Genomic DNA, 24,695 nt, shown 5'->3' on the forward strand with positions numbered 1-24,695 from the left:
GTGTCGGCATGCCGAATCTGATTTCGGCATGCTCCCTTGCGGCATTCGAATGTTCATCAGGATTTCCCCCCGGTCTTGGGCTGGGGGTTGATATTCAGCGATGGAGAACATGAATAATGTCATCGACCAAGTCCACCAAGCTCCCTCCTACTATGACCGCCCCTTGGACCGAGCCCGCACCGTTGGCGGATGTTCCTGGCGGCGAGCCAAACCTGCTGCATCGTTCGGCCTGGAGCGACCCGGACAATCCGCTGAAAGTCATGCTCAAGCCCTGGTACGACGACGATCCGCCGGGCGGTCCGTGGAAAGAGCAGATCGATGTTTTTCTGGATGATGACGAGAGCGATATCATTGGGTCCCGGGAATGGGATCTGCCTATGGATCCGGATGATTACTACGTACCGATCAGTGCCGACCGGTTACCGTCCGGGAGGCATACGCTTAGCTTCATCATGACCAATTTTGTGGGCACGCCGGACCGATCATATCCGTTTACGGTTACCGTCGATAAAAGCCCTCCAATACTCGCCACCGATAGCAAGTTGATCTTCCCTGCCGCTGTTCTCCCTCCCAATAAACTCACTGCCCACTACCTTGAGCAGAACAACGATGAGGTCAAAGCCAATCTCCCGAGATACACGGACCCCCGACCCTGGGATCGGATCACCTGGTACTGGGGATCTACACCAGGCACCCAGGACGAAGGCGATGTCATCGAACTTGATGACCAGAATTTTTCTGATCCCGTCGTGGTTACGATCAGCGCTGATTTAATACAGGACAGGGGTGATGGCTGGCGGTATGTGTGGTATCAGGTGGAGGATCGGGCGGGTAACGTGAGTTTGCGCTCCGAGCCGGTCGAGCTGGATGTTGCCGCCACGCCGATCCCCCGTGATTTGCCTTGGCCCTCTATTGAAGGCGCGGTTGGGACGGGGGAGCTACAAACGTTGGACCCGTGGGTGCCCGTTAACGGCGTTGTGATTGTGCAAGTGCCGGACACCGCCGTTATCTACCCGGGAGAGAAGGTTTGGGTGCAATGGGGGGAGCCTGGCACCCTGGGCGCTACTCGGGTCGAACAGCCCATCAGTTCAGGCTCACGTCGTTTTCGGGTGGAAATGCAGTACCTGGCGGCTCATATCGGCAGGGTGTTGCCGGTATCCTATGGTGTCATCGATGCGATGGATCAGGAGCACCCTTCTGACCGACGCCGGCTTCAGGTACGGACCCTCCCAAGTAATCGACTCGAAGCCGTCCAGTGCGAGGGCCTTTCCGGCGGTAATCTGAGCTATAACTCGGTGGCACCGGAGGGCGCACGACTGACGCTGAAAAAATGGCCGCTCATCACAACCGATCATTGGGTCATGATCACGATGACCGGCGTCATTTCAGGCCAGGACTCGGTATTTCCGGCCGTGAACGAGCGTGCGGTCACTGAGCAGGAGACTTTTGCCGGCATTGGTTTTGGTACTGAGGTCAGGGTGTCCAAGGCGTTTTTAAATACGCTACAACGCAATGCGCCATTGACGGGCAAAGCCTATGTCAGTTTTGATGGCGGGGAGACTTGGCCGCCTTTGGCGTCGCCTAATTTCCCACTGTTGCAGTTGACTCTGGTTGAGTGAAGCCCGTCAAAGATAAAACAAACGATGCCCTACCCGTGGCGAGGGAGCTTGCTCCCGCTGGGTCGCGAAGCGGCCCCGAAAGGTGACTGTTTCACAGTCCATCGGAAGCAAGCTCCCTCGCCACGGGCTTGATCACTTGTGTCAGGTCTCACTTCTCGTTGTTGATTGTATGCCTGAAATCATTTCAGTCAGTGATATTTCCATTAGCAGAGATTTACGGGAGAGGTGGAGGAAGTGGCTTTATGCTTGTCAATGACTCATGAAAAACCAAGTATGAAATTGAAAGGCGGTTTTATACTTGGTTTTAAATATTTATGGAATAAACATCTGATGTAGCGGATTTCCCGCAACGTTGAGATTCTTCGTTCCGCCGGTCAATCTTGTAATGCCTCTAATTGCTTGGGCTTTCTGCGCTGGAGTTAGAGTTCCCGCTTGTTGGTTTGATGCCTTTAGCGCTGCACTGGGTGACGGAGGAGTCCATTCGGATGAACCAGACGAACTAGACGAACTAGCCGAACTCGACGAACTAGATGAACTAGATGAACTAGATGAACTAGATGAATTACTCGAATAATCGACGGAGGGGGTGCGCATAGAATGATGTGATGAGTTGCCGGATGAGCTGGGACTACTAGAAGTACTGCCCTCGGAAGACACAGATGCAAAACTAGGGCTTCTGCTCCTCGGGGCATTTGAAGATGCAGCAGTGCTGCCCCTGGGGGTACTGGAAGCGGCCGGAGCTTTAGATCCTGAATTGCGACCGAAAAATGCACCGGCACTTATGAGGCCACCGATAGCTGTTAGTATCATGCCAATTGACATTATTGCCTCATTGTTTGTTTCAGTTCCATACACAGTCAGTCCAACGCCTATAGTCACTACTGCTAAGCCGACAAGTGCCAACGTCGCCCCCCCAGTTACAACGGCTGAAGCGATCGCGCCAACCAGTGCAACCGCTGCAAAAGCGTAACTCACTATTTTCCCCCATATAGATGTTTTTTGTTCCGGCTCTTCGATGGGGTCGATATACCCAGGGTTATCCGGCCGACGATAGTTGGTCCGATGTCCGGTCGGGTCACGGAACGTAATCGGATTGCCCAGGCAATACGCATAGGGGTTGACCCCGCCCGAGCCGAACGGGCTATACGAATCCGGACTATGAAAACGCATCAGGTTAGGGTTGTACACCCGGTAGCCACGGCCCAGCAGATACCAATGACTGGCGTTCTCGCACACCTCGCTGTTGAATGCCAGCAAGCTATGCAAGGCCTCCTCGCTGCTGCGAATACCGTAGGCGCTATAGGCCACCGCGTGCACCTCCGATTGCACGCACTCCCCTATGACGTTGGGACTGGCGTCTGTCATCAGCAAGAGGGTCTGCTCATGGTTATCGATTTGCTGCTGCCCCAAAGGGCGTTCTTCATGGAACAAATACTGCGTGCCGATGCCATTGTGCAGCGTGTGGCTCAGGTTGTAGCCCTGATAGAAGCGCAGTGTTTCCGGCTCGTTGCCTTGACGAACGCCCACCAAGTGATTATGCCCGTCGTAGCGATAGCTCACGACAAGCTGCTCTTGCGCATCCTTTACCGCAACCAGGCGGCCATGATCGTCGTAGATCAAGCGTCGATTGAGTTCGTCATTGAGCATATGGCCATTGGCGTCATACTCGAACTCAAGCAGCGCTGGATAGCCGCCGGTCGTATAGCTATGGGTAATTTTTTTCAATTGAAAAGGATCGTCGGCATCATAGGTGAATACGGCAGTGTCGCTGAGATCGCCATCGAATTGGGTAGTCACTCGAAGGATATTATCAAACTCATCGAACCTGAATAACTGGCTGAGGATGCTGTTGCCGTAGGCGTCCTTGGGCAGGGCACTGCCCGCGCAGGTGTGATGAACGAGCCGGTTGCGCGAGTCATATAAAAATTCCTCATCGAGCAGGCTCTCCTCATTCAGGAACACGTGTCGGCTCTTGAGTTGATTGTCGCCTTGCCAGATTTGAGTAATGATCCGTGGGGCTTGGCCATTGAGGGACAATGTCCGCTCGACCTCCCGGCCCTGCGGGTCGTATTTGACCTCGGCAACCAATGTCGACGTCGGGCTGCGCGTCGTGGTGCGGCACAGTTGGCCGAGTGTGTCGTAGTCGAAGTCGGCACTGAGCGCGCCTTGGACGACTGTTTTGGCCCGTCCGCAATCGTCATAGGTGTAAACGGTATCCAGGCCGTCGGTATGGCTTCGACTGATTTGCCTCCCTTGGAGAGAGGTCCGGTAGGTGGTCTCCATCTTTTTGCCGTCGATGTCGGTCCAACTTTCGTATTCCAGCTCTCCGGCGTCGCTGTATCGATATTCACGCTGGCCTTGATTATTTTGCGCGCTGGTTATTGCACCGGTCTTGAGGTCATACACGTAAGTCGTCGATTCATCTTTGGAGGTGGTAATCGCCAAAGGCTGCAGAGTCAGCTCTGGTTTGTATTCGTAATCGAAAACTTCTTTGGCCGGGGTGATCCGCTGGCTGGGTTGCATCTGGCTGCCGGTGTATTTGAACTCCTCGATTCGCGGATTGACCATCGAACCGACACGCCGTTCGGTCATGCGCTGAAGGCTGTCGAATGACTGTTGGCCGACAGTGATCGACGGCTTGGCGCTGGGTTTCACGCTCATGCTGGTGGTTTGTTCACCTAAACTGTGCGCGGCAAACTCCCGGCTGGCGACCGTGTTGTCGGGCAGGGTGGTGGCTTTCACTCGATCCCACGGGTCATAGGCAAAACGCGTCTTGCGTTCCTGCCCGTCATACAGTTCTATTTGTTGTACACAGTGGTTCTTGCCGTCATAGGTGTATTCAACCGCGCCAACGGTCGGCAGCCCTGTCGTTTCAAGCAGGTGGCGCAGATGCTCTGCGACCGGGCGTTCGGGTTGTTGGTGGCACAGATCGATCAAGGGCTGTGCGTCCAATCGTTCGAAGCGGTCAAGCTTGCCGAAATCGTTGTACTTGTCCACGGTCAGGCCGCTGATAAGTGTTGTCGTTTCAGTCTCCGGGGTTTCCAGCCATTGGTGCTCGACCGGCCCTTTGCTGCCGAAAGGCGACCAGAGGTAACGGCTCACAACGCCATCGGGCATTGTCGTGCGATGGGCGATACCCCAGGCGTCGTATTCAAAGCCCCGGCGCAAGGGTATGGGTCTATCTTCCAGCCAGTCGTAGTTGGTTTCTTCGACCAGGTTATCCAGCTGGTCGTAGCTGGCGGCGTAGATCTGGCGCGGTGCTTTTGTTTTCTCGACCCGTTCCTGATAAATCGTTCGTCCCATACCGTCGAAGCGGGTGTGGGTCGTTATACCGCTGACGTCTGTCAGGCTCTGTGAGGCCTTTTGCCCATCGGCATTGACCAACGTATAGGTATAAACACGTTCGGCTCGAACGTCGGGCGATTTAGGCGAGACGATTTCCTTGATGACCCGCCCCATTGCGTCTAACTGGCGAAGTAGCTGCACACCATCGACGTCGGTGGTCAGCACTGCTTCGCCCGTGATCAGCGAGTTTTGCAGAGACATCGTTTTTTCGATGCCGTCAAAACCGGTAAACAACTCGCGTGTTTCCAGCACGTCCTCCCCGGCCAGCGCGCTGGGGCCCTTGTCGTACTCATACAAGGTCGTACTGGTCGTGCCATTGAGCAGGGTTTGCTGGCTGGCCAAGCGACCATGCAAGAACGCATCGCCAGTCAATTCGTGGTAACTGCGCAAGGTCTGCTGCAAGGTGGTTTCGTTGGCGCCTTCCACCTGCATCAGGGTTTCGCTGTCCATCGCCAGCCAGTCATCCAGCCCGCTGCCGCTCAGCGGCTTGTGCGCGCTGTAGCGCAGACGGGTGCGCAGTGTTGGCGCGCCCGGCTCACCCTGGGATGATGGATACACCGTAGTGTCTTTGAGGTTGCGTTCGAAGCGGTCCGCCGGGCAACCGTCCTCGCCGTTCTTGGAATAGTAGGTGTAGACGGTCCTGATACCGTTGGGCTCAACTTGTTCGGTATGGTTGCCCTGGTCGTTGTAGGCGCTGCGGGTGATTTCAGCGCGGTATTGGGTCGCGTCGTTGTCCAACTCCCAACTGGTGGTGACTTCCTTGGGAAACTGGAACTGCGGCACTTGGCGCTCGAACGGCACATCCTCGTCGTAATACCGGGTCCTGACGCGCTTGACGCAATGTTCCTGCAGGGTTTTTTCTTCCACCAGCAAGTGGAAACGGTTGTAGCTGCGTTCGACTGTGCGTGCCACCTGGCTGCCGACCATCAAATTGGCGGTGCTACCGTATTCATAGCTGGCCTGCAATTTGTACAGCGGGTCCATCCCATCTTCCCAACTGACGGTTTCACCAGCACCGAGGAAGTTATGGCTGGTGTAGCTGAATTCCACCTCGATCATCGTTTCATCGGCGTTCGGCTGGCCGAAATCGGGGTAGCTGCGATGGCGGGTGACCCGCGGCAGGTTGGGGCGCACGACGCCGTGCGGATACGGGTGCCCGGTGTCGGCGTACTCGAGGGTTTCCAGTCCGCCGACCGGTGTCTTGATTTCGTGCAGGCACAGGATGTTGCGGATCGGCCCGTTGCCATAGCCAAAACGCCAGGAGCCTTTGTCGGGCGTGGGCAAGACAATCTCGGTGACCCAACCGCTGGTGTTGAGCTTCATTTCATAACGCGCTAGCGCGGCGCCGTCGTTGGGCCGTACGAGGATCTCCACCCACTCATCGTTGGCCTGGCGGTTGATTTGCAACAGTTCGCCCTGGGCATCGCTGATGCTGTGCAGGCACTGTCCGCCACGGAACGACCTATAGGCAAACGTGAGGCTGTGGCCGGCGGGCGACGTCAGGCTCACGGGCAATGCGACCTGGGTAAGATCGCCGCCGACTTGAAGCTCTTCGACCGTCCCCGACTTATGCAACACGCGGTAGCGTCCGCCGCCCGGGCTCTCGAAGTGAAAGGTGTCGAGTTTCTTTTCCTTGATGTCCGGGAGAGGAGCGCTGCCGGTCACTTTGAAGGTCTCCCCGGTACTCAACGCCAAAATATCGTCGGAGAGCGTGAACTGGCTCAGGTTCAGGTTCCAGCCCACTCCGAAGCCGGAGTCCAGGGTGTTGATTGGACTGAAGGTCAGGTTCAGGGGGAGGGCTGGGCCAGAAAGCCAGTTACTTTGGACCTCGGGTAGATCGATGGAAACGGTGTATTGGCCGGTACGGGGGTCAACGCCGCTTTGTACGTAGCTCATGAAACTGAAGGCTTGGGAGTGCACGGCTTTCGAGGTGGTCATGGTCCGTTCCTCATCAATTAAAATCAAGGTGTTGCCACTGGGGGGGCGGGAGGCAGAGCGGAAGTGGTTACTTCGATGCAGGATATTCTGTCTCTAAAGTTCTCAGCTTCTTTTTGATAACTGAGCAATTGCAGCCCCGAGTCAATGATTTGCTTCTCCTGAAATGTCATAAGATAGTCGATTTCGTGAATTGCTGTGGTGGTTTGTTTTTTTGTTGTTCTTAGTAATATCCACGTATTATAAATGGCGGACTGGCTGCAGGTCGGCGCGTCACTCAATAGAATTCTGGTGGCTGAAGGCATTTCAGCAAATTGGATTGAGCGAATTCTGTCATTCCATCCCTTGCACACTACGGGGTCGGTGTCTCCGAGATAGTAACGGTGCTGGGATGTACCCGGCCCTGGCAAAAACAGGCTGCACTGCGCATTGTCCTTATCTCTAATAATAATGGTGCCAGTCGTTTTGTTTTGTTCCGGTAGTGCGGCGTTGGCTGCTTTATCGTCGCTGGTTACAGCGGGGGCACTCTCCGAAAATGCATCAATGGAATAAATGATATTGCTGGTCAGCAATAAGTAAAAAACGATCGCCTTGACGGGGTTCATGGTCACTGTCCCATATCGAGTGGTGGCTGATGCGGAAAACTAAACACAACGTTATCATCGAAATGAGCCCTTGAAACCTAACAGTTCTGTTAGTAGACAGCGTTCCCCCACGAAACCTACAGTGTCATCGCTGATGTTCTCTTGAATTTGAATACTCAAGGAATAAGTCATGGTGGACTCGAACTTACGCCCAGAGCTCCCAGCCCAGCAGCCGGCGGATTCTGATGAAAGAGGGGCAGAATCGCTTCGAGCATCCTGCCACACAGGAAAACATCTCGAAGTCAGCAAGCTGCCTGTCCCGCACATAAAGGAATCTCACGACCGGTCGGTGAAAACCGTCGATGTCACGTCAGCAGGCGCCACGGCTGTGGTGCCGCCCTATCAGGCCATGCGTGTCGGGGATGAGGTCATCTTCAGTTGGCAAGGCTACTTCCAAGGCGCACCGGAACCTGTGCATGAGGAGTCCAAAGAAATCAGTGCTGAGCACTTGAACCAGCCGTTGACGTTCACCGTGCCCTATATCGAGATTATTTCTATTGAGGGGGAATATGCCGATATCAGCTATCGTGTTGAGTATGCTGAACAACCCTCACAGCCCAGTGAGTCCGTAGAACAGCGGATTGACATCGTCGATCCCGGTTCCGCTTTGTTGCCTTCTATCACGGTCAAAGGCCATACCGCGGGCCCAATCAACCCGGGACATTACCCTGATGGCCTGACCTTGCAGGTGAAACCGCTTTACCCAGACATCCAGGAAAACGATTGGGTGCTGTTGTATTGGACCGGAAGCGAGAAAATCAAGAGTGTCACCAAGGCCCTGCGGGTCGATCGTTCGACATTGGATAGCGGTCTTTTCGAGTTTTACATCGAGCCGCACTGGCTGACAGTAAACAGCAACGCCCAGGTAAAAGTGCTTTATCAGTACGCCCGGGCCGGTGCTGCGCTGTCGGCTGAACCTTTGCTGTTGGATATCAGCAAGCCACGCTACCTGCCTCCCCCGATTATTGAAGACGTCACCCCGGGTGCGGACAACCATGGGACTTGGGCGGCGACTACCAGTGGGGCCTACGTCAATGTCCCAGATACCGCGGAAATCGGGTCGGCCAGAGTAGAAGTGCACTGGGAAGGGCATCCGAATGGTGGGCGCCATGTTGCGACTGATCCTGTTTCGGGCAGACGTTTTCATATTCCAGCCACTGCCATTGCAGCCAACATGTCGACCGTTGCACAGGGTCGGTATTTCCCGGTGTTTTATTGCGTCGACGGTGAGCCTTCTGTTCGTTTCAACCTGCTTGTCGAGCCGTTGCCAGCGACACGCTACCCAGTTACAACCTCCCCGCACATCTCGGGCGGTCAGATGAGGCTGTCCGCACTGTCGTTTAGCGGCGCGGATTTGATCATAGAGTCTCCGGGTTTTGATGCTTGGCCATTCATGGCAGTAGGGCAACTTTTGGTGATGGAAGCCACTGGCGTTAGGCAGGATGGCAACGGCACCTTATACCCCGTACGTAATGCGTTGCCGGTTACAGAGGCTGAGTTCGGAAACAAAAAAGTAACGGCAAAGCTGCCAAAGGATTTTTTGGAAACACTCAAGCTTAATGAATCGTTTTCGCTAAAAGCACGCGTCAGCTTTGACGGTGGTGAAACGTTTACAAACTTTGGAGATACCACTCCAAGACTGGCTAGCTAAACCAGGGTACAAGTCGATGGCGCTATTAACGGTGAGAGGCTCGTCATGGAAATCAATTCTATAGATACGCTGTTGGACTGGCTTAAAGTGAAACCCCGGACTTTGGGTTGGGGGGCGATTTTGGCCTATGGACGCAGTGAGACCAACAAGGTGTTATTGCAGGAATACATCACGCGCTTCGGTACCGAGCATTACATGCAGCCAATCACCGAGGAAATTCGGGACGATACCACGCCGACGCAAAAGAATTTTTTGCATAACTATCAAATGGACGCGCCGCGACTGTCCTTCATGGGCTCTAACTTGCAGACGTCCGCAGCGAAATTAACGATGAAGGAGGTTGGTGGCACTCACCTGTCCTTCACCAAACAGGAAGGAGCCCAACAATGGTCGCTGACTCGAATTTCCGAGAAAAACGTGCTGGATGGTCCAGGGCTTAAGTTTGATATCAATCTTATTGAGAACACGGGGTCGGTTACCTCGGCGGGGCGGGTGGAGCTCGATATCTCGAAGGGGCGTAACTATCGTTTGATTGACATGCCGTCCGAGCACTTGCAAACGGTGGCGGGTGAACGTTTCAAGACTCGCTTCAGTGCGTTACCGGAGGACCAGAAAGTTTTTGTGCTGAATGAATTGCAGTTTGAGCCGGATCAATTTCTTAAACCTTCAAAATTCGTTATTCGCACCCATAATAAACAGGGCGCCGGTGCCAGGCTCTTGGCCGGCGAAGACGAGGGGGAAGGTGCAGTATTGATATTTATCACCATGGAGGGGGAGGCTAATGGAACCGTGCCCATCGATAATGCAGACCTGAAATATCTATTGCCGGATGGCTATTCGGCTACGGTGTTGTTAGACAGTGAGCTGATATCTAAACTGATTGCTAATGGTATCAAGAATCTCAGTGATCAGTCGCGTAGGCCGTTTCGTGCGGAATTTAGGACGCCGAATGGTTTCACTGAAATGATCGGTTTTGGAGAGACGTCCAGATCAGGGGTGAATATTTATACAAACGACTCACCAGACGCTACTATACGGAAAGTTTCGCTGTTTAAAATGTACGTGCATTTTTCTGATTTTATTCATAGCCATCATCCTGGGACAGGGAATATTTCCATTCGGCCAGTGCTTGGGACAAATAAAGGACGTTTGGAGTGGACAGGGACAGCGGTGCAGGCTCTAAATTTGGACGCTGGGCCGGATGTGATGCCCTCTGATGATTTAGACTCTAGTTGGGATTGTTTTTGGGAGTTTGACTTTGAGCTTTCAGCATCAGGAGCTGTCACCTTAAATTTTTCTGAGGGGTCCTTGAATTTTGGCGTCGATTTGGGTGATTTTGATCACAGCCCGCATTTTGTAACAATTTTTTCTACAGTAAAGAACAATTTAATCAAAGAAATGGAGAAATTAGTTCTAGAAATTGCTGGTGGTCTGTCCTTTGCAACCTTCGGAATTAACGTGTTCACGCTTAACAGTTTATTATTCCGCGGCACCGATTCAGTAAAATTCGACAGTGTTTATTTTCCTGGCGACATGGCCGTATTCGGCCATGTTGGCCCCACACAAACCGCCTTCAGCATCACCGACCTGGAACCCATCATCCCCCATACAGTGCCATGGCAATTCATTACCGAACCACCTCGCACCGATTTGACCTGGTCGGTGCGCAATATCCTTGGTGAAGACATTCCCAAAGGAAGCATCACTAATACGGGGCGCTACACCCCGCCCACCGACGCGGAGATGCCACGCAGCTCCATCCGGGTGGTGGTCTCCGCCACCGATGGCACCCACACCAGCTCGGCGCTGGTCGGTATCACGGCCCGGAGTCTCGCCGTCAACCCGTTGATCATGATCGCCACCGCCGGCGATTCCCTGGCCCATGACGTCTCGGCCGGCGCCGTGGACGGAGGCGCCTTGACCTGGTCCATCGAGGATCCGAGCTCAGGGGCTGACGTGCGGCCGAACCCGGCCGCCGACAAGGACCACAGCTATGTGCCGGGGCCGAAGATAGACAAGTCGCCGCCCACCGTCGATACGATCGTGGTGACCAACCCCCGGACCGGGTTGAGTGAAACGACGAGCGTGTTGGTACTGCATCGTGCGCCAACGATTGAAGTGGTGATCAATGATGCGGTGAGTTTGCCGGAGAACCAGCTCCAATTGTCGATCATGGCGGAGGACGGCCCCATCAATCCCGGTGATTGGGGCGAGGAGTGGCAGGTATTGCTGGGCAGCGGCTCGGCGCAAATCGATGCCGCCAGGGGGCTGCTGACATTGAACCCTGCCGGGCCGGACAAGTTTCTGGTCATTACTGTCTTGGTGCCGCCCGCGCGGCCGGGTGGGGCTTCGGAAGATGGTTACATCGTTCTGCCGTTGCCGTTATTCAGTGTGCCCGAAACGATCCGGATGTTCCGTGCCGACGGCCAGTAAGGGGCCAGTGGCTAAGGCGAATGATAGTAGGAGAATAAACATGTCAAATTCACTGGAAATTTTGCTGAATCGCATGCGAGGGCATTCTATCACTAATAAGTGGGGAGCAATCGTCGCATTCGGTCGTGAGCAACTCAATCGCTTGCTGGAAGTGCAATATTTAACCTGGTTGCACGACGGACGCTTCATCCCGCCAATCAATGGTGTGGCGTATATCGACGATCGAACGGAGTCGATGACGTTGGATGGCGTGCTTCTGGGCAAGCCAGTGCTGTCGTTCGAAACGGCATCGCTGAACGAGTCCAAGGTGACCTTGACCATGAACCTGGTCGCGGGCACCTATACTGCCAAGAGTCACCCCATTGGCGGTGGCGCGGTCCGCTTGCTTTCCAGCTTCACTATTACTGAAGCGATGGGCTACAAAGTCCAGATGAAGCTCAGTCTGAACCAGATTGAAGGAGACGTGGATAAACGGGGGCGGGTGACGTTGGATGTGGCGAGCGACCTGTCGATGACTTGCAACCTGGGAGGAATGCCCGGGGTCGAGAAACACGTGGCGGCATTAATTCAAAGCCGCTTGGCTGTGCTGCCGCAGGATCAGCGTATTTTTGAGCTGGGGTTGTTTGACTTCAGTGGTTACAACCCTTTGAGCCCAACGGGATTTTACATTCGTACGCAGAAGGCCCCGGGTTCCGATGACCCGGCTGACGGCGCGGTGTTGCTGTTCATTCGGTTGAAAATCCACGATGAAAATGGAGTGGGAATTCCTATCGAAGGCAGCGACTTCCCTTATCTGATTCCGGACGACCAGGTGAGTGGGCGACGTCTGTATTCGGCTTCACTGGTGCTGAACAGCGAATGGACAGAATTGCTCGACGAAGTGCAGCTTGACGTGCTGAAGAACCTGCTTTTTCCAAACGATAACTTCTTCATCGAAAGTGAGAATGGACGGCATACACCTCATGACTTATTGGTGCTGGGCAATACTGGACCGAAATCCGATACGGTGATCGTCGAGCCGACGTTCATCAGTCTGAAGAGTGGTGGTGTGCACCAGGAGTTTGTCGCGCGCAAGAGTGATGGGGCGCGCATTAACAACGCTCAATGGACTGTCACCAACCCTGTTAGTCCGCTTTCGGTTGGCACTATAACGCCAACGGGTGGGGTTTATACGCCGCCGGACCGAACTCGAATGGGGAAAGAACAGCAGCCGATCGTGGTAACCGCTCAATACACGATGGGGGACAAATCGAGGACAAGCTCAGCACTGGTGCTGGGCGTTTTCGAAAGCATGAACATTACACCGCGGGTTTGCTTGCGTGGGGTTGGCAGTAATCCAACCCCCGTTGAGTTAACCGTGACAACCCTGGGTAATAGGATCTTGCATTGGCTCACACTTTCTCCGGATGGAGGGACGCTTGATGTCATCGATAACAATCATGCGATCTACACGCCGCCTACTAGCCTGACCGACCCGTTGGCGGTGCAGAGAATCATCGTGACTGATCAGCAGAGTAACGAGACGATTGAGGCAACAGTTGTGTTGATGAAAGCAGCGCACACGCTGCCGGTCGATCCGCCCTATGTCCCGGCGGTAACGGCTGGCGATCCGATCCAGTTGTACGCTGATTTAGAACTTGGTGATGAGGTTCGCTGGGTGGTTATCGGCGAAGGGGAAGTGGATGAAAATGGCAGGTTTACACCTCCGGCCCAGCCCACATCGCGAATCAGTGTGGTGAGGTGTTCCTATCTGGTGAATGGTTCGGCCAGATCCAGCGGTTTCAGTGTTATTCAACTCTCTGAACAGGTACTACCAGAGCCGCATTGGCTAGAGCTTAGCCAATTTAAAATCGCTGTTAATGGCGGTCGTGACAGCTGTTTCAGTAATGGTTTTCAACAGATTCCGGTCACTATCACCATCGGAACTAAATCCGTTAACATCGGGGGGGAACAGCGGTTTATTCCCGTCAGTGATGCTGAGTTGGCTACGCTCAGGTTAGTTGATAAAATTTCCAATACGCGAGTTCCATTCATAGCGGTAGGCCAGGAAGGTATTGAATATGGTAATACCACTGTCTGGGCCGTCAGCAAAATAAGAAACCGCTTCAAATTTTCTTCGGCCACTTCCATGCGAGCCGACCCACTGGCACCGCCGATGCCAAAAAATGATGGCATACGTTATCGTGAATTCTATATACATCTTGCACAAGAGGGTGGCCGGACCTTTTATGCACAGTTTGATTCGCCTTACGGTACGCAAAACTCAACTGATAAGAAAGAGGAGGATTTTGAGGTGACGGTGCGAGGTATCCGTCCCGAGACGCCGTCGTTATCTAACTATGAATTTAAACGTGAACGCAAATGGCAAGATAAGGATGGGCATGATGTGCCTCCCAGCAATGCGAATCCGGAGTGGGACTATTTCAGCTACTATCGCCAGTCGATTGATTACTGGTATTTGAGCTATTTGCGGCGTGGCATCGATCAAGTTCTTTTTGCCACTTTATCCATTGAAAATAATATTTCAACGGTACAGTGGGAAAGTGAGCTGATCGATGAGGTTTTTTTTAGTTACACCGGCTATGCTTTCCATCCTGCCAATTATGAAAATAGCGACAGCCCGGTGCCCGAAGGTTTGTCTTTTGATCCCTATTTGTGGAGCTTGATGAGAAATTACCAGAAAAATCTCAAGACTTCGTTTGACGGCGAACGCCCGGCGCCGGGTGAGTTGATTATTAGTTTGCATCGGATGGATGATGTGAAATATTGGTATGACGGGTTGGCGAGCGGTGATAAGCGAAAAATGTATCGTCAGCAATTGGATCCCGGTATTTATCTTGTCTTGCTCGACGAAGAAGGGAATCGGCATTCTTTGGCCGTTGGGTTTGCCTCGTCATCCAAAGAGAATAGTCGTAATACGTTAATACTAAGTCGGAGGTGATCAGGGAGAGGTGTTGCCTCTTTGAATGACCGAACAGGCATTTCGCATATTATGGCCACTGTATTCTATTGCCTGCATTGCGAATGCTGAGAGAGGTTGAATCGTTATTTTTGAGGATATGTAGCATGACAACTTCAAGCGTCGTACATTCCCAAGCCTTCGGCTTCATGAGCTACGTACAAGGTGGTGTCGACCCGCGCACCGGGCAATACACCGTTTCCATCAACCTGCCCGAGGTCCAGAGTAACTGGCTGTGCGGCCCGGCGTTCCCTCTGAACCTGACCTTCAGCCCAATCAACACCCTGGACTCCGGGTTCGGGGTCGGCTGGAACCTGAACCTGAGCCAGTTCACGCTCTCCGACGATATTTTGGCGTTGAGTACCGGGGAGACCTTCAAAGTGACCGGCAGCGCTCCTCTCCCGGACATCAAGGAAAAAAAACTCGATACCTTCCACTTCGAAAACCTCAGCGGCGAGCGCTACCGCGTGTTGCACAAGTCGGGGATGGTCGAAGAGCTTCTGGTCGGCGGCGTTCTCACCCGGGTAGCATTGCCCGAGTACGTCAAATCGCCCGCCGGTCATAGCCTCACGTTTGCCTATAAGTCGTTCCGTGGCGGACAGTGCCTGCACAGCATCAGCGATGCTCAGGGCGAGCTGCTGCAAATCAACCGTGACGACTATGACGAGTGGGTCGAGATCCTCGTGCGGCCCGATGGCCCTAATGGCACCGCACTGGCGCGTTATGAAATGAAGCTCAACACCAGCGGTTGGGTCACCGAGATTGTCTTGCCCACGCCCGACAAAGGCTCCTGGCGTTTTGGCTATGGCAACGGGCCGATCCGCAACATCCTGTGCCTGCACGAAATCAAGACACCGGTCGGCGGACTGGAAACCCTCGAGTACGCCGACACCGGGCACCCGTATCCGCACGGCGTCGTGCGCCCCAACCTGCCGCGGGTCACCCGCCATCGCAGCTACCCCGATTTCGGCCAGCCGAACGCCGATGAAACGATGATCGAGGTGGAATTCAGCTACACCAGCCATAACTTCCTCGGTGCTGGTGAAACCGTCAGTTGGGAAGATGGGATGGACCCGCTGTACAAACTGCAGGCCAGCTATGAATACGGTAGCACCGCCAATTTGATGGTCGGCAGCCAGGTGGCACGCACAGTCGAACGCAGCTACAACCGTTTCCACTTGCTGGTGGAAGAAAAAACCCTGCAGGAACATTGCGTCAAGCGCGTCAGGACCCGGTATTACGACGAGGATGTGCCGTTCGAGCGCCAAGTGCCGCAGTTCCAGTTTCCCAAGGAAGTCACCACCAGTTGGGAGTTGGACAACGACGCGACCCAATACCGCGCTGAAATCACCCGCAGCGCCTACAACGACCAGGGCAACCATACCGAACAAGTTGAGCCCAACGGTATCAGGACCGTCTACACCTACTATTCCAAGAACGGCGAGGACGGTTGCCCGGCGGACCGTTTCGAACGCAACCTCAAAGACACTACGGTGTATCCATCATCCCAGGGTGAGCCGGGCGCGCCAACACTGCGCACCCGTCTGCGCTACAGCGCGCACAAGCCGCTGAGCGGCAGCGGGCTGGATGACTGGCTGGCGATGGACAGCGAAACCCTGATGCAGGTGGAAGGCGCCAACGAAACCACCTTGCAGCAGACCTTGCGCAGTTACCATGAACTGACCGACGATCCATTCTTGCATGGCCGCCTGGCCAGCCAGCAAACCTTGCTCAATGGCACCACCAGTACGACCTTGTATGAGTACGACAAGGGCCCCAGCGCGCTGGCCGGTGAAACCGTGTTGGAAACCACTGAAACCTACATCGGTTACGATGACGCGCCCGATAGCGAGGTTCGAAAAACAATCGTCAGTGAAGACTCGTTGCTTCACGGCCAGCCATTGCTGACTCGCGACGACAATGAAGTGAAAATTCGCTACACGTACGACGCCCTGACTCGCGTCGTGACCGAAACCGTCGCGCCGGACGAACCGGAGTTCGAAGCAACACGCCAGTATTCGTACCTATTGACCGCCCTGGACGGACAGCGGGCTGAGCAATTGGTCACCGACGTCAAGGGTGTGGAGACCCGGACACGGGTAGATGGGCTTAACCGTCCGGTGTATGAAGAGCGCCAGGACGCCGATAACCCTGTGCGCGCCGAAGAGTTCCGTCAGACGTATTCGGCGAGTTACGACGTGTTTGGGAACCTGACCGAGGAAACTCAATACGATTGGCGCGATGAGCAGCAGGCGGCGTTGGCCTCCACCTACGAGTACGACGGGTGGGGGGCGCAGCGCAGTGTCACCGGACCGGACGGAGTCAAGGTCTACGAGGAAACGAATCCGATTGGTTCTGAGCTATGGCAAGGCCCTATCCAGACCGCTTGGCGGGAAGGGACCGACACTGAGGCGAAGGTCAGCGGTAAAACGGTGACCTACTTGAACTTGCTGGAGAAACCCGATCAGGTAGAGCGCTTCGAGACCGACGGAACGTTGATCAGTCGGCACCGCTATGGTTATGACGGACTCGGACGAACTGCCGAGGAAACCGATGCTCGCGATGCGACTACAAAATACACCTACGATGTCTTTGACCGTATGGTCGCCACGGTTCTTCCTGGCGGTGCTACGGTTCGACGCAGCTATGCGCTGCATAGTTCGGAAGACCTGCCCACGGAAATAAGCGTCGATGGTATTGAATTGGGCCAACAGGTTTTCGATGGATTGGGGCGCCGGGTCGAGTCAATCACGGGTGGGCGCAAGCAAACGTTTACCTACGACCCGGGGCAAACTCAACCGGCGACGCTGACGACCGCCAGCAATCAACTTATCCATTATGTGTATCAACCTCAGTTGGGTGAGGAGCCTAGCCAGCGGCGCCTACCTGGCGATGTCACGGCTGAATATGTGCGTGACCGTAAAAACGCTCGATTGGTCAGCTGCACGGAAGGTGGACTGGAACTTTCACGTGAATACTTCTCGACCGGCGAACTGAAAAGTGAGACGCGCGTACAGGGGGCGGATACTTATGCGATGCACTATAAGCACAGTCGACTAGGTTTATTAGAAACTTATACAAATGTGCTGGAACAGACCCAGTCGTATACCTATGACAACGCTAATCGTTTGGAGCAAACCTGTTTGGACGACACTCTCTCTTCGGGTTTTACTTACGATAGCCTGGGGCAGCTCAGTTCTATCAGCACCCAGGACGGCGACGGCGGGAAGAGCGTGACAATCAACCTGCAGTACGACGGGTTGGGGCGTGAAACACAGCGAAACTTTGATCTTGGTGGCGTCGAGCAGCAACTGACCCAGGTATATAACAGTGTTGACGCATTGATCGAGCGAACCCTGTCCCAGGGCGAGACGCTATTGCGCAAGGAAACATACGAATACGATCCGCGCGGGCGCTTGGTGCTCTATACCTGTGAGGGCAGCGAACCGCCTGTGGGTCCTTACGGTAAAACCATTCTCCGTCAGTTGTTCCGATTCGATGCGTTGGACAACCTGATCCGTGTGAATACCACGTCTCCTGAAGGTACCAATGTTGCTGTCTATACCTATGACGACACAAAGGACCCGACGCAATTGAGCAAAGTAACCAATACGGGAGTCCCCGGATACCCATCTGAAATAGTGCTGGAGTATGACGCCGACGGCCATCTGATCCGCGACGAAGAAAACCGTACGCTCGAATACGACCCCCTCGGCCGGTTGATTTCCGTCAGTGGCCTGTCGGGTGAACCCCCTGCTGGCTACAGCTACGACCCGTTGGACACACTGACCGGCCTGGACGATGGGAGCGGGAAAGAGCAGCGCTTTTACCAGGACGGCGAATTGTCGAGTCAGGTCAAAGGCGCCGACAGCAGCACTTTTATCCGCGCGGAAGGTGTCGTGCTCGCCGAGCGCCAGGCGGGTGCTGACCCAAAGTCGTTATTGTTGGCCGGTGATAGCAAGAACAGCGTGTTATGGGAAATCAATCAGGATGCAACCCAGGAGGTTGTTTATGCGCCGTATGGCCATCGCGCGGAGGAGGAGGCGGTCAGCGGCCACCTGGGTTACAACGGCGAGCGGCGGGAGGCGCAGACCGGTTGGTATTTGCTGGGGCAGGGATATCGGGCGTTCAATCCGGTGTTGATGAAGTTTCACAGTCCGGACGACTTGAGCCCGTTTGGTGAGGGGGGCTTGAACGCGTACATGTATTGCGAGGGGGATCCGATTAATTATGTGGATCCGACGGGGCATAGTCCTTGGGGATGGCTTCTTCGAAGTTTTAGAACAACTACTGCATCTCCTGTTGCTAAAACACTTCCAACGAGCTTTGTCACGAATCCACATAAAAATAGGGCGGCCTCGTTAACAACTATCAAGAGTAAACATGTTGTTAATCTCAAAAAAACAGCGCTTAACTATTACAAAGATGCCCAAGCCGTTCCGGAGGATACTGACAAATACAGAAGTCTCATTGGTAACGCGAAGTCAACCGCTGATGACTTTCAATTTGCGGAAGAAAATGTAGGAAAAATAGGTATTACCAAGTACCGCGCTAAAGAAATCGAGGTGAAAGCAAAATTCTATGACAAACGAATGGCGGCTGAAAAAAGAAGGAAGCTTAGGGAGCATAAACAACAAGCAGCCGAGGATAACCAGCGAATAAGAACCCAGAGAACTAGTGGTGAAAAAAAGTTATCTGGGTGATGGCTATAGTTAACTGATCTATTGTTCGGGATAGCAACTAAGTTAAACGTTGTTATCCCAGCTTTTCGCTCTCCAGTTTGGGTTTCATTGAGCATATGCTAAATGACTGATCCCGCTGATCTTGCCCACTCAGAGAGTTCAAGTACATCACGACCGCTGCAACGACACCACCGGAACGCTCAGATCAACCCTCGTTGCATTGATCGAGCGAACCCTCAATTGCGCAAAGTGACCAATATGAGAGGAGTCCCTGGATACCCATCCGAAATATTGCTCGAGTATGGCGCCGACGGACATATGATTCAGGACGAAGAGGGGCGTCTTTTGGACTACGACGCCTTAGGCCGCCTGACCAAAATCAGCTCTGTGGGGTGAAGTTACTATGAATCGTTCGTCTCCTCTCCGCGATTCTGTTAGCGCTGCGGTGACTGTGCGCCTTTGTGCTCCAGGCTATGTGAGAGACACGCAGACGTTGTCCAGTGTCCTGCTGAGTTGGGATGAGCCCTATTCCGCGTGCCCTTTATGCCCCAACGTCATTGGTTATGAGGTGGTCGTAGAGGGTTTCCCGGCAAAAATAGTGGACGGCTCGCCTTGCGAAATAACGGGCCTGGCAACCGATGTCCCGTACACCGTCTACATCAAGGCAATCGCAGCCGGGAACATCGTATCGCAACCCAGTGTTCACTTCCTGCGCATAAGGCCTGCTCCCCCCAGCCAGCCGGGAGAGTTGGACGTAAGCGATATATCATTTTGGTCGGCGAAGCTTAAGTGGAGACCGTCGATAAGCAATCTTGGAAACCCTCGCTATAGAATTTATCTCAATGATTTTCTAATAGGCCAGGTCGATCAGCCTTTGTTCAATATCGAGCACTTGCGAAGTGGTGCTAATTATCATGTCAAGGTCGTCGCAATTAATGCAGCAGGTTCGTCAGAGCCTGCAAATATAACCTTCAAGACTTTATTGAGGGCGCCGTCAAATTTAAAGCTGAAACACCATGCCGGAATATGCAGGCTTTCGTGGGATCCCATGTTCGGTGTATGGCCGACTCATGAGGTTTCAATAAATGGTAGAACTTTTACTGCGGGCTTTCTGGGTTTTAATTTTAATCTGGCTGAACTATCTCCTGGGGCGCCTCCGCACTCATTCGATTTTGCGGTCTACGCTAAACTTGATGAGCAGATATCGGAAACCACGAGGTTTGAAACGATATTGCATGATGTCGAGCCTCCCACTCGACCTGGACAGCCTGTCGCGACGAACATCACTGACCGTTCGGTGGATCTGGCCTGGCCGCCGTCAAGTGACAATGTAGGAGTGACGGGTTATAGAGTGTTTGTCAACGGTATCCCATATATTTTCCTTAGTCCTGTTACCCATCAGAAGATCCTAGGGTTAGTCAGCGGAGCCTATTATTGGGTTTTCGTATGCGCACGGGACGCCGATGGGAATCTTTCAGTTCCTGGCCCGGTGACAACATTCAAGACCCTGGGAGAGGCGCCAGTTCCTCCCCCTCTTGCTCCCACCGATGTCAGTATCACGCCACTGACTTCTACGTCTGTTGTGTTGCGGTGGACACTTGGAGAGGGCGAGGTGACGTCGGGGACGAGGATCAATATTGATGGAGAGTATAAGAATGTAGCTTTGGCATCCAGTTGGAAATTAACTGGTCTAATTCCAGATATGGAATATTCAATAAAGTTACAAACATTTGACTACTTTGGACAGTTGTCAGAGTCGGTCAATCTTATTTATATCCCCAAGGACACCCAGCCACCCAGTGTGCCTAAAAATTTGCGTGAAATTGCGTCATCATCCGACACCGTGACGCTGTCTTGGGAGGAATCAACAGACGACATCGGGATGTGTGGCTATGTCATCTACAATAATCTTGAATATTTCGACACCACTCCGCTTACCCGCTACACCGCTGTCGATTTGCTTCCGGGTACATACGTATTTGACGTCTGTGCTTTGGATATTTCCGGTAACGCGTCCGAGCCAGCCTCAATAGCAGTTGAAATCAAAAGCTGACTGTCTGGAAGGGGGCCTATGCGACAATCGCGTATCGTCACAAGTGCTGAGGCCGAGCGTGTCGCGGCGTCCAGGCCTGTCGTTCAGATTCGTTGATGCCTCTACAATGTCCAAGCACATCCAGACCGCTGCAGGCACCCCATCGAAGCGCTCAGATCAACCCGCGTTCACGGGCAATCTTGCCCGCGAGATGCCGCGAGCTGACGCCGAATTTTCGGCGGATATTATTGAAGTGATAATTGACGTTGGCTTCGCTGCAATCGACGATCATGGAAATCTCCCAGGAAGATTTGCCGGCTTCGCTCCATTGCAGGAATTCCTTTTCACGTTTGGTGAGTCGTATCGCTTGAGGTGGGTTGCTCTCTGTGGAATGGAGAGGGTCCTGGTATGGCGACGAACGTCCAGAAATCACGGTGCTGTGGTACATGACTGAAACTCCCATTCATCATCAATGATGGCGTGGGGGCAGCGGAATCTCCTACTACTTGATGGCATGGTTCACACGACCCATCTTCAACCCCTGAGGCAGGGCTGGAGGCACGGTTTCGTTTATAGCTCGATCCAAACCAGCTGAAACCTGTCAGACATTACAGGTCCTGAATCTCGATAAGGTGTTATTGGAAAGCCTTTAATGCCCAAGCGGTTGATATTTATTATTTTTTCTGTCCATGCGAGACGACGATCAAAAGCGCAAGAACGGATAAAGGGATGGGCACGACGCTGCTCACGGGGTCAGATTGAATCCGTGGCGAGGGAGCTTGCTCCCGCTGGGCTGCGCAGCAGCCCCCTTTTTTATGAGTGCTGCGCACTCAAGCGGGAGCAAGCTCCCTCGCCACGGATTAGTCAATTGTTCAGTGCGAACGGGCGCGGATTTTTCATTTAGAATTTGCATTCAACCAACCCCGGGTATATACACGCACCATGCTTCCTTCCCAATGTTTGTGCATCAACCTGCGTCGTGCCGCCCGTGGCGTCAGCAGGTATTACGACGGCGCCCTCGACGGCTTCGGGATCAACGTTGCCCAGTATTCTTTACTGAACAACCTGGCGCGCCTGGACCAGCCGAGTATTTCCTCCCTGGCCGAGGCCATGGGCCTGGACCGCAGCACCCTGGGGCGCAACCTGCGGGTGCTTGAAGGCGAGGGGCTGGTGGCGTTGGCCGAGGGCGATGACTTGCGTAACCGTATCGTCGTGCTCACTGAGACGGGCCGGGCCCGCTTGGCGGCAGCGCTGCCGGCCTGGGATGCGGCGCAACAGAAACTGATCGATAAGCTGGGCGCGGAAAAGCGCGCTACTTTACTGGCCTTGCTGGATGAACTGGCGTGAAGCCGGTTCGTCCGATGATAAGTGGGTATATACCCACGACTGGAGAACAAGAATGACATCGATGTGGCGTACCTGTGGTTGGGTCCTGGTGGGCAGCGCGCTGATCCTGGCGTTGTCCCTGGGCGTGCGGCATGGCTTTGGCCTGTTCCTGGCGCCCATGAGTGCCGAGTTCGGCTGGGGCCGAGAGGTGTTCGCCTTCGCCATTGCCTTGCAGAACCTGATCTGGGGCCTGGCGCAGCCGTTCACCGGCGCGTTGGCAGACCGCTTCGGTGCGGCGAAAGTGGTGCTCATCGGCGGGGTTCTTTATGCCGTCGGCTTGGTATTCATGGGCATGGCCGACTCGCCATGGTCCTTGTCGTTGAGCGCGGGTCTGTTGATTGGCATCGGCCTGTCGGGCACGTCTTTCTCGGTGATCCTGGGCGTGGTCGGACGGGCCGTGCCGCCGGAAAAACGCAGCATGGGCATGGGCATCGCCAGTGCCGCCGGTTCCTTCGGCCAGTTCGCCATGCTGCCGGGTACGCTGGGGTTGATCGGCTGGCTCGGTTGGTCGGCGGCGCTGCTGGCGCTGGGGCTGTTGGTGGCGTTGATCGTGCCGCTGGTGAGCATGCTCAAGGATGCGCCGGCGCCGCTGAGCGGCAAAGAGCAAACCCTGTCCGAAGCGTTGCGCGAGGCGTGCGGTCATTCAGGTTTCTGGCTGTTGGCCGTGGGCTTTTTTGTCTGTGGTTTCCAAGTGGTTTTCATCGGGATACACCTGCCGGCCTATCTGGTGGACCAACACCTGCCCGCCAGTGTCGGCACCACTGTGCTGGCCCTGGTCGGGCTGTTTAACATCTTTGGCACCTACACCGCCGGTTGGCTGGGCGGGCGCATGTCCAAGCCGCGCCTGTTGACCGGGTTGTACCTGATGCGGGCGGTGGTGATCGGTTTGTTCCTGTGGCTGCCGGTGACGACCACCACGGCGTACCTGTTTGGCATGGCGATGGGCTTTTTGTGGCTGTCGACGGTGCCGTTGACCAATGGCACGGTAGCGACCCTGTTTGGCGTACGAAATCTTTCGATGTTGGGTGGGATCGTGTTCCTGTTCCACCAGTTGGGCTCGTTCCTCGGTGGCTGGTTGGGCGGGGTGGTGTATGACCGGACCGGCAGCTACGACTTGATCTGGCAGGTATCGATCCTGCTCAGCCTGCTGGCTGCGGCGTTGAACTGGCCGGTGCGTGAACGGCCGGTAGCGCGCCTGCAAGTCCAGGTCGGTGCGGCATGAGTCGCGTCGGCCCGTGGTTGATCGCTGCTGGTGCCGGCCTGCTGCTGGCGTTCGCCTGGTGGGGCTGGCATCAGGGCGGCTTGGCCTTGATGCAATTGGGAATGGGTACCTGCTGAACAATGGACGGCATCGGACGCGGCGAGTAACGTCGTGGTCTGGCATGCTTTTAAGGAAAACCGACATGTTGATGCGCTGGTTTGCTGTTCCCGCCCTGTTGCTGGCTGTGGCCGGGCAAGTCTGGGCCGCCGATTGCCCGCCGTTGCTGGAAGGCTCGTTGCCCAAGCTGCGGGCCAAGGAAACCGTCGACTTATGCCAGAGCTTCGCCGGCAAGCCCCTGGTGGTGGTCAACACTGCCAGCTTCTGTGGGTTCGCCCCGCAATTCAAAGGCCTCGAGGCGCTCAACCAGCGCTACAAGGACCAAGGCTTGCAGGTGCTGGGCGTGCCGTCCAATGATTTCAAGCAGGAAGCCAAGGACGGGGCTGAAACCGCCAAGGTCTGCTACGTCAATTACGGCGTGACCTTCACCATGACCGAACCACAGCCGGTGCGCGGCGCCGACGCGATACCGCTGTTCAAGCACTTGGCTGAACAATCCGCCGCGCCGAAGTGGAATTTCTACAAGTACGTGGTGGACCGCCAGGGTAAAGTCGTTGGCAGTTTTTCCAGTCGGATCAAGCCTGACGATCCGGATTTCATCAAGGCTGTGGAGACGGCCATCGCCTCAAAACCCTGATTGCTCGTCACGAAAAAGCCCCGCTTCTTTGCAGAGAGCGGGGCTTTTTTTGCT

General features: G+C 54.6%; 12 protein-coding genes. 9 read left to right on the plus strand and 3 right to left on the minus strand.

Annotation, left to right across the window (positions count from 1 at the left end; genetic code table 11):
• The first annotated feature begins 116 nt into the window (after window positions 1-116).
• On the plus strand, window positions 117-1,619 hold the full coding sequence (locus J3P88_RS08030; protein ID WP_434574617.1) for a hypothetical protein: 1,503 nt from the start codon (window positions 117-119) through the stop codon (window positions 1,617-1,619).
• Window positions 1,620-1,931: 312 nt separating this feature from the next.
• On the opposite strand, the gene J3P88_RS08035 is transcribed toward J3P88_RS08030, so the two are convergent.
• Window positions 1,932-6,902: an RHS repeat domain-containing protein gene (locus J3P88_RS08035; RefSeq protein WP_434574618.1), complete on the minus strand. Its 4,971-nt coding sequence runs from the start codon at window positions 6,900-6,902 to the stop codon at window positions 1,932-1,934.
• 23 nt (window positions 6,903-6,925) lie between these two features.
• The gene (locus J3P88_RS08040) at window positions 6,926-7,504 is read right to left on the minus strand and encodes a hypothetical protein (protein WP_434574619.1); all 579 of its coding nucleotides are present in this window, start codon (window positions 7,502-7,504) and stop codon (window positions 6,926-6,928) included.
• A 169-nt stretch (window positions 7,505-7,673) separates the two neighbouring features.
• Between J3P88_RS08040 and J3P88_RS08045 the strand changes: the two genes are divergently transcribed.
• The 5 genes from J3P88_RS08045 to J3P88_RS08065 all read left to right on the plus strand — a co-directional run bounded on the left by J3P88_RS08045 (window position 7,674) and on the right by J3P88_RS08065 (window position 21,321).
• Window positions 7,674-9,194, plus strand: coding sequence for a hypothetical protein (locus J3P88_RS08045; protein WP_434576667.1), 1,521 nt, complete (start codon window positions 7,674-7,676; stop codon window positions 9,192-9,194).
• A 45-nt stretch (window positions 9,195-9,239) separates the two neighbouring features.
• The gene (locus J3P88_RS08050) at window positions 9,240-11,627 is read left to right on the plus strand and encodes a hypothetical protein (protein WP_434574620.1); all 2,388 of its coding nucleotides are present in this window, start codon (window positions 9,240-9,242) and stop codon (window positions 11,625-11,627) included.
• Window positions 11,628-11,667: 40 nt separating this feature from the next.
• Window positions 11,668-14,568 (plus strand): hypothetical protein, encoded by a 2,901-nt coding sequence (locus J3P88_RS08055; RefSeq protein WP_434574621.1) that lies wholly within the window; start codon window positions 11,668-11,670, stop codon window positions 14,566-14,568.
• A 125-nt stretch (window positions 14,569-14,693) separates the two neighbouring features.
• Complete coding sequence (locus tag J3P88_RS08060) at window positions 14,694-19,289, plus strand: RHS repeat domain-containing protein (RefSeq protein WP_434574622.1); 4,596 nt, start codon at window positions 14,694-14,696, stop codon at window positions 19,287-19,289.
• Window positions 19,290-19,671: 382 nt separating this feature from the next.
• On the plus strand, window positions 19,672-21,321 hold the full coding sequence (locus tag J3P88_RS08065; protein WP_434574623.1) for a fibronectin type III domain-containing protein: 1,650 nt from the start codon (window positions 19,672-19,674) through the stop codon (window positions 21,319-21,321).
• Between the two features lie 151 nt (window positions 21,322-21,472).
• Here the strand turns inward: J3P88_RS08065 and J3P88_RS08070 are convergent, their stop codons facing one another.
• The gene (locus tag J3P88_RS08070; RefSeq protein WP_434574624.1) at window positions 21,473-21,748 is read right to left on the minus strand and encodes a helix-turn-helix transcriptional regulator; all 276 of its coding nucleotides are present in this window, start codon (window positions 21,746-21,748) and stop codon (window positions 21,473-21,475) included.
• A gap of 494 nt (window positions 21,749-22,242) precedes the next feature.
• On the opposite strand from J3P88_RS08070, the gene J3P88_RS08075 reads away from it, so the two are divergent.
• The 3 genes from J3P88_RS08075 to J3P88_RS08085 all read left to right on the plus strand — a co-directional run bounded on the left by J3P88_RS08075 (window position 22,243) and on the right by J3P88_RS08085 (window position 24,641).
• Window positions 22,243-22,647 (plus strand): MarR family winged helix-turn-helix transcriptional regulator, encoded by a 405-nt coding sequence (locus J3P88_RS08075; RefSeq protein ID WP_434574625.1) that lies wholly within the window; start codon window positions 22,243-22,245, stop codon window positions 22,645-22,647.
• 52 nt (window positions 22,648-22,699) lie between these two features.
• Window positions 22,700-23,908 (plus strand): MFS transporter, encoded by a 1,209-nt coding sequence (locus tag J3P88_RS08080; RefSeq protein WP_434574626.1) that lies wholly within the window; start codon window positions 22,700-22,702, stop codon window positions 23,906-23,908.
• 181 nt (window positions 23,909-24,089) lie between these two features.
• Window positions 24,090-24,641 carry a glutathione peroxidase gene (locus J3P88_RS08085; protein WP_434574627.1) on the plus strand — a complete coding sequence of 184 codons (552 nt, stop codon included), beginning with the start codon at window positions 24,090-24,092 and terminating at the stop codon, window positions 24,639-24,641.
• Window positions 24,642-24,695 lie beyond the last annotated feature (54 nt).

The organism is Pseudomonas sp. Z3-6 (assembly GCF_051131985.1).
Classification (GTDB): domain Bacteria; phylum Pseudomonadota; class Gammaproteobacteria; order Pseudomonadales; family Pseudomonadaceae; genus Aquipseudomonas; species Aquipseudomonas zanjanensis.

Excerpts from the sequence above, each read along its gene's own strand:
- J3P88_RS08030 (WP_434574617.1), top strand. The coding sequence starts at position 117 with ATGTCATCGACCAAGTCCACCAAGCTCCCTCCTACTATGACCGCCCCT.
- J3P88_RS08035 (WP_434574618.1), bottom strand. The coding sequence starts at position 6,902 with ATGACCACCTCGAAAGCCGTGCACTCCCAAGCCTTCAGTTTCATGAGC.
- J3P88_RS08040 (WP_434574619.1), bottom strand. The coding sequence starts at position 7,504 with ATGAACCCCGTCAAGGCGATCGTTTTTTACTTATTGCTGACCAGCAAT.
- J3P88_RS08045 (WP_434576667.1), top strand. The coding sequence starts at position 7,674 with ATGGTGGACTCGAACTTACGCCCAGAGCTCCCAGCCCAGCAGCCGGCG.
- J3P88_RS08050 (WP_434574620.1), top strand. The coding sequence starts at position 9,240 with ATGGAAATCAATTCTATAGATACGCTGTTGGACTGGCTTAAAGTGAAA.
- J3P88_RS08055 (WP_434574621.1), top strand. The coding sequence starts at position 11,668 with ATGTCAAATTCACTGGAAATTTTGCTGAATCGCATGCGAGGGCATTCT.
- J3P88_RS08060 (WP_434574622.1), top strand. The coding sequence starts at position 14,694 with ATGACAACTTCAAGCGTCGTACATTCCCAAGCCTTCGGCTTCATGAGC.
- J3P88_RS08065 (WP_434574623.1), top strand. The coding sequence starts at position 19,672 with ATGAATCGTTCGTCTCCTCTCCGCGATTCTGTTAGCGCTGCGGTGACT.
- J3P88_RS08070 (WP_434574624.1), bottom strand. The coding sequence starts at position 21,748 with ATGTACCACAGCACCGTGATTTCTGGACGTTCGTCGCCATACCAGGAC.
- J3P88_RS08075 (WP_434574625.1), top strand. The coding sequence starts at position 22,243 with ATGCTTCCTTCCCAATGTTTGTGCATCAACCTGCGTCGTGCCGCCCGT.
- J3P88_RS08080 (WP_434574626.1), top strand. The coding sequence starts at position 22,700 with ATGACATCGATGTGGCGTACCTGTGGTTGGGTCCTGGTGGGCAGCGCG.
- J3P88_RS08085 (WP_434574627.1), top strand. The coding sequence starts at position 24,090 with ATGTTGATGCGCTGGTTTGCTGTTCCCGCCCTGTTGCTGGCTGTGGCC.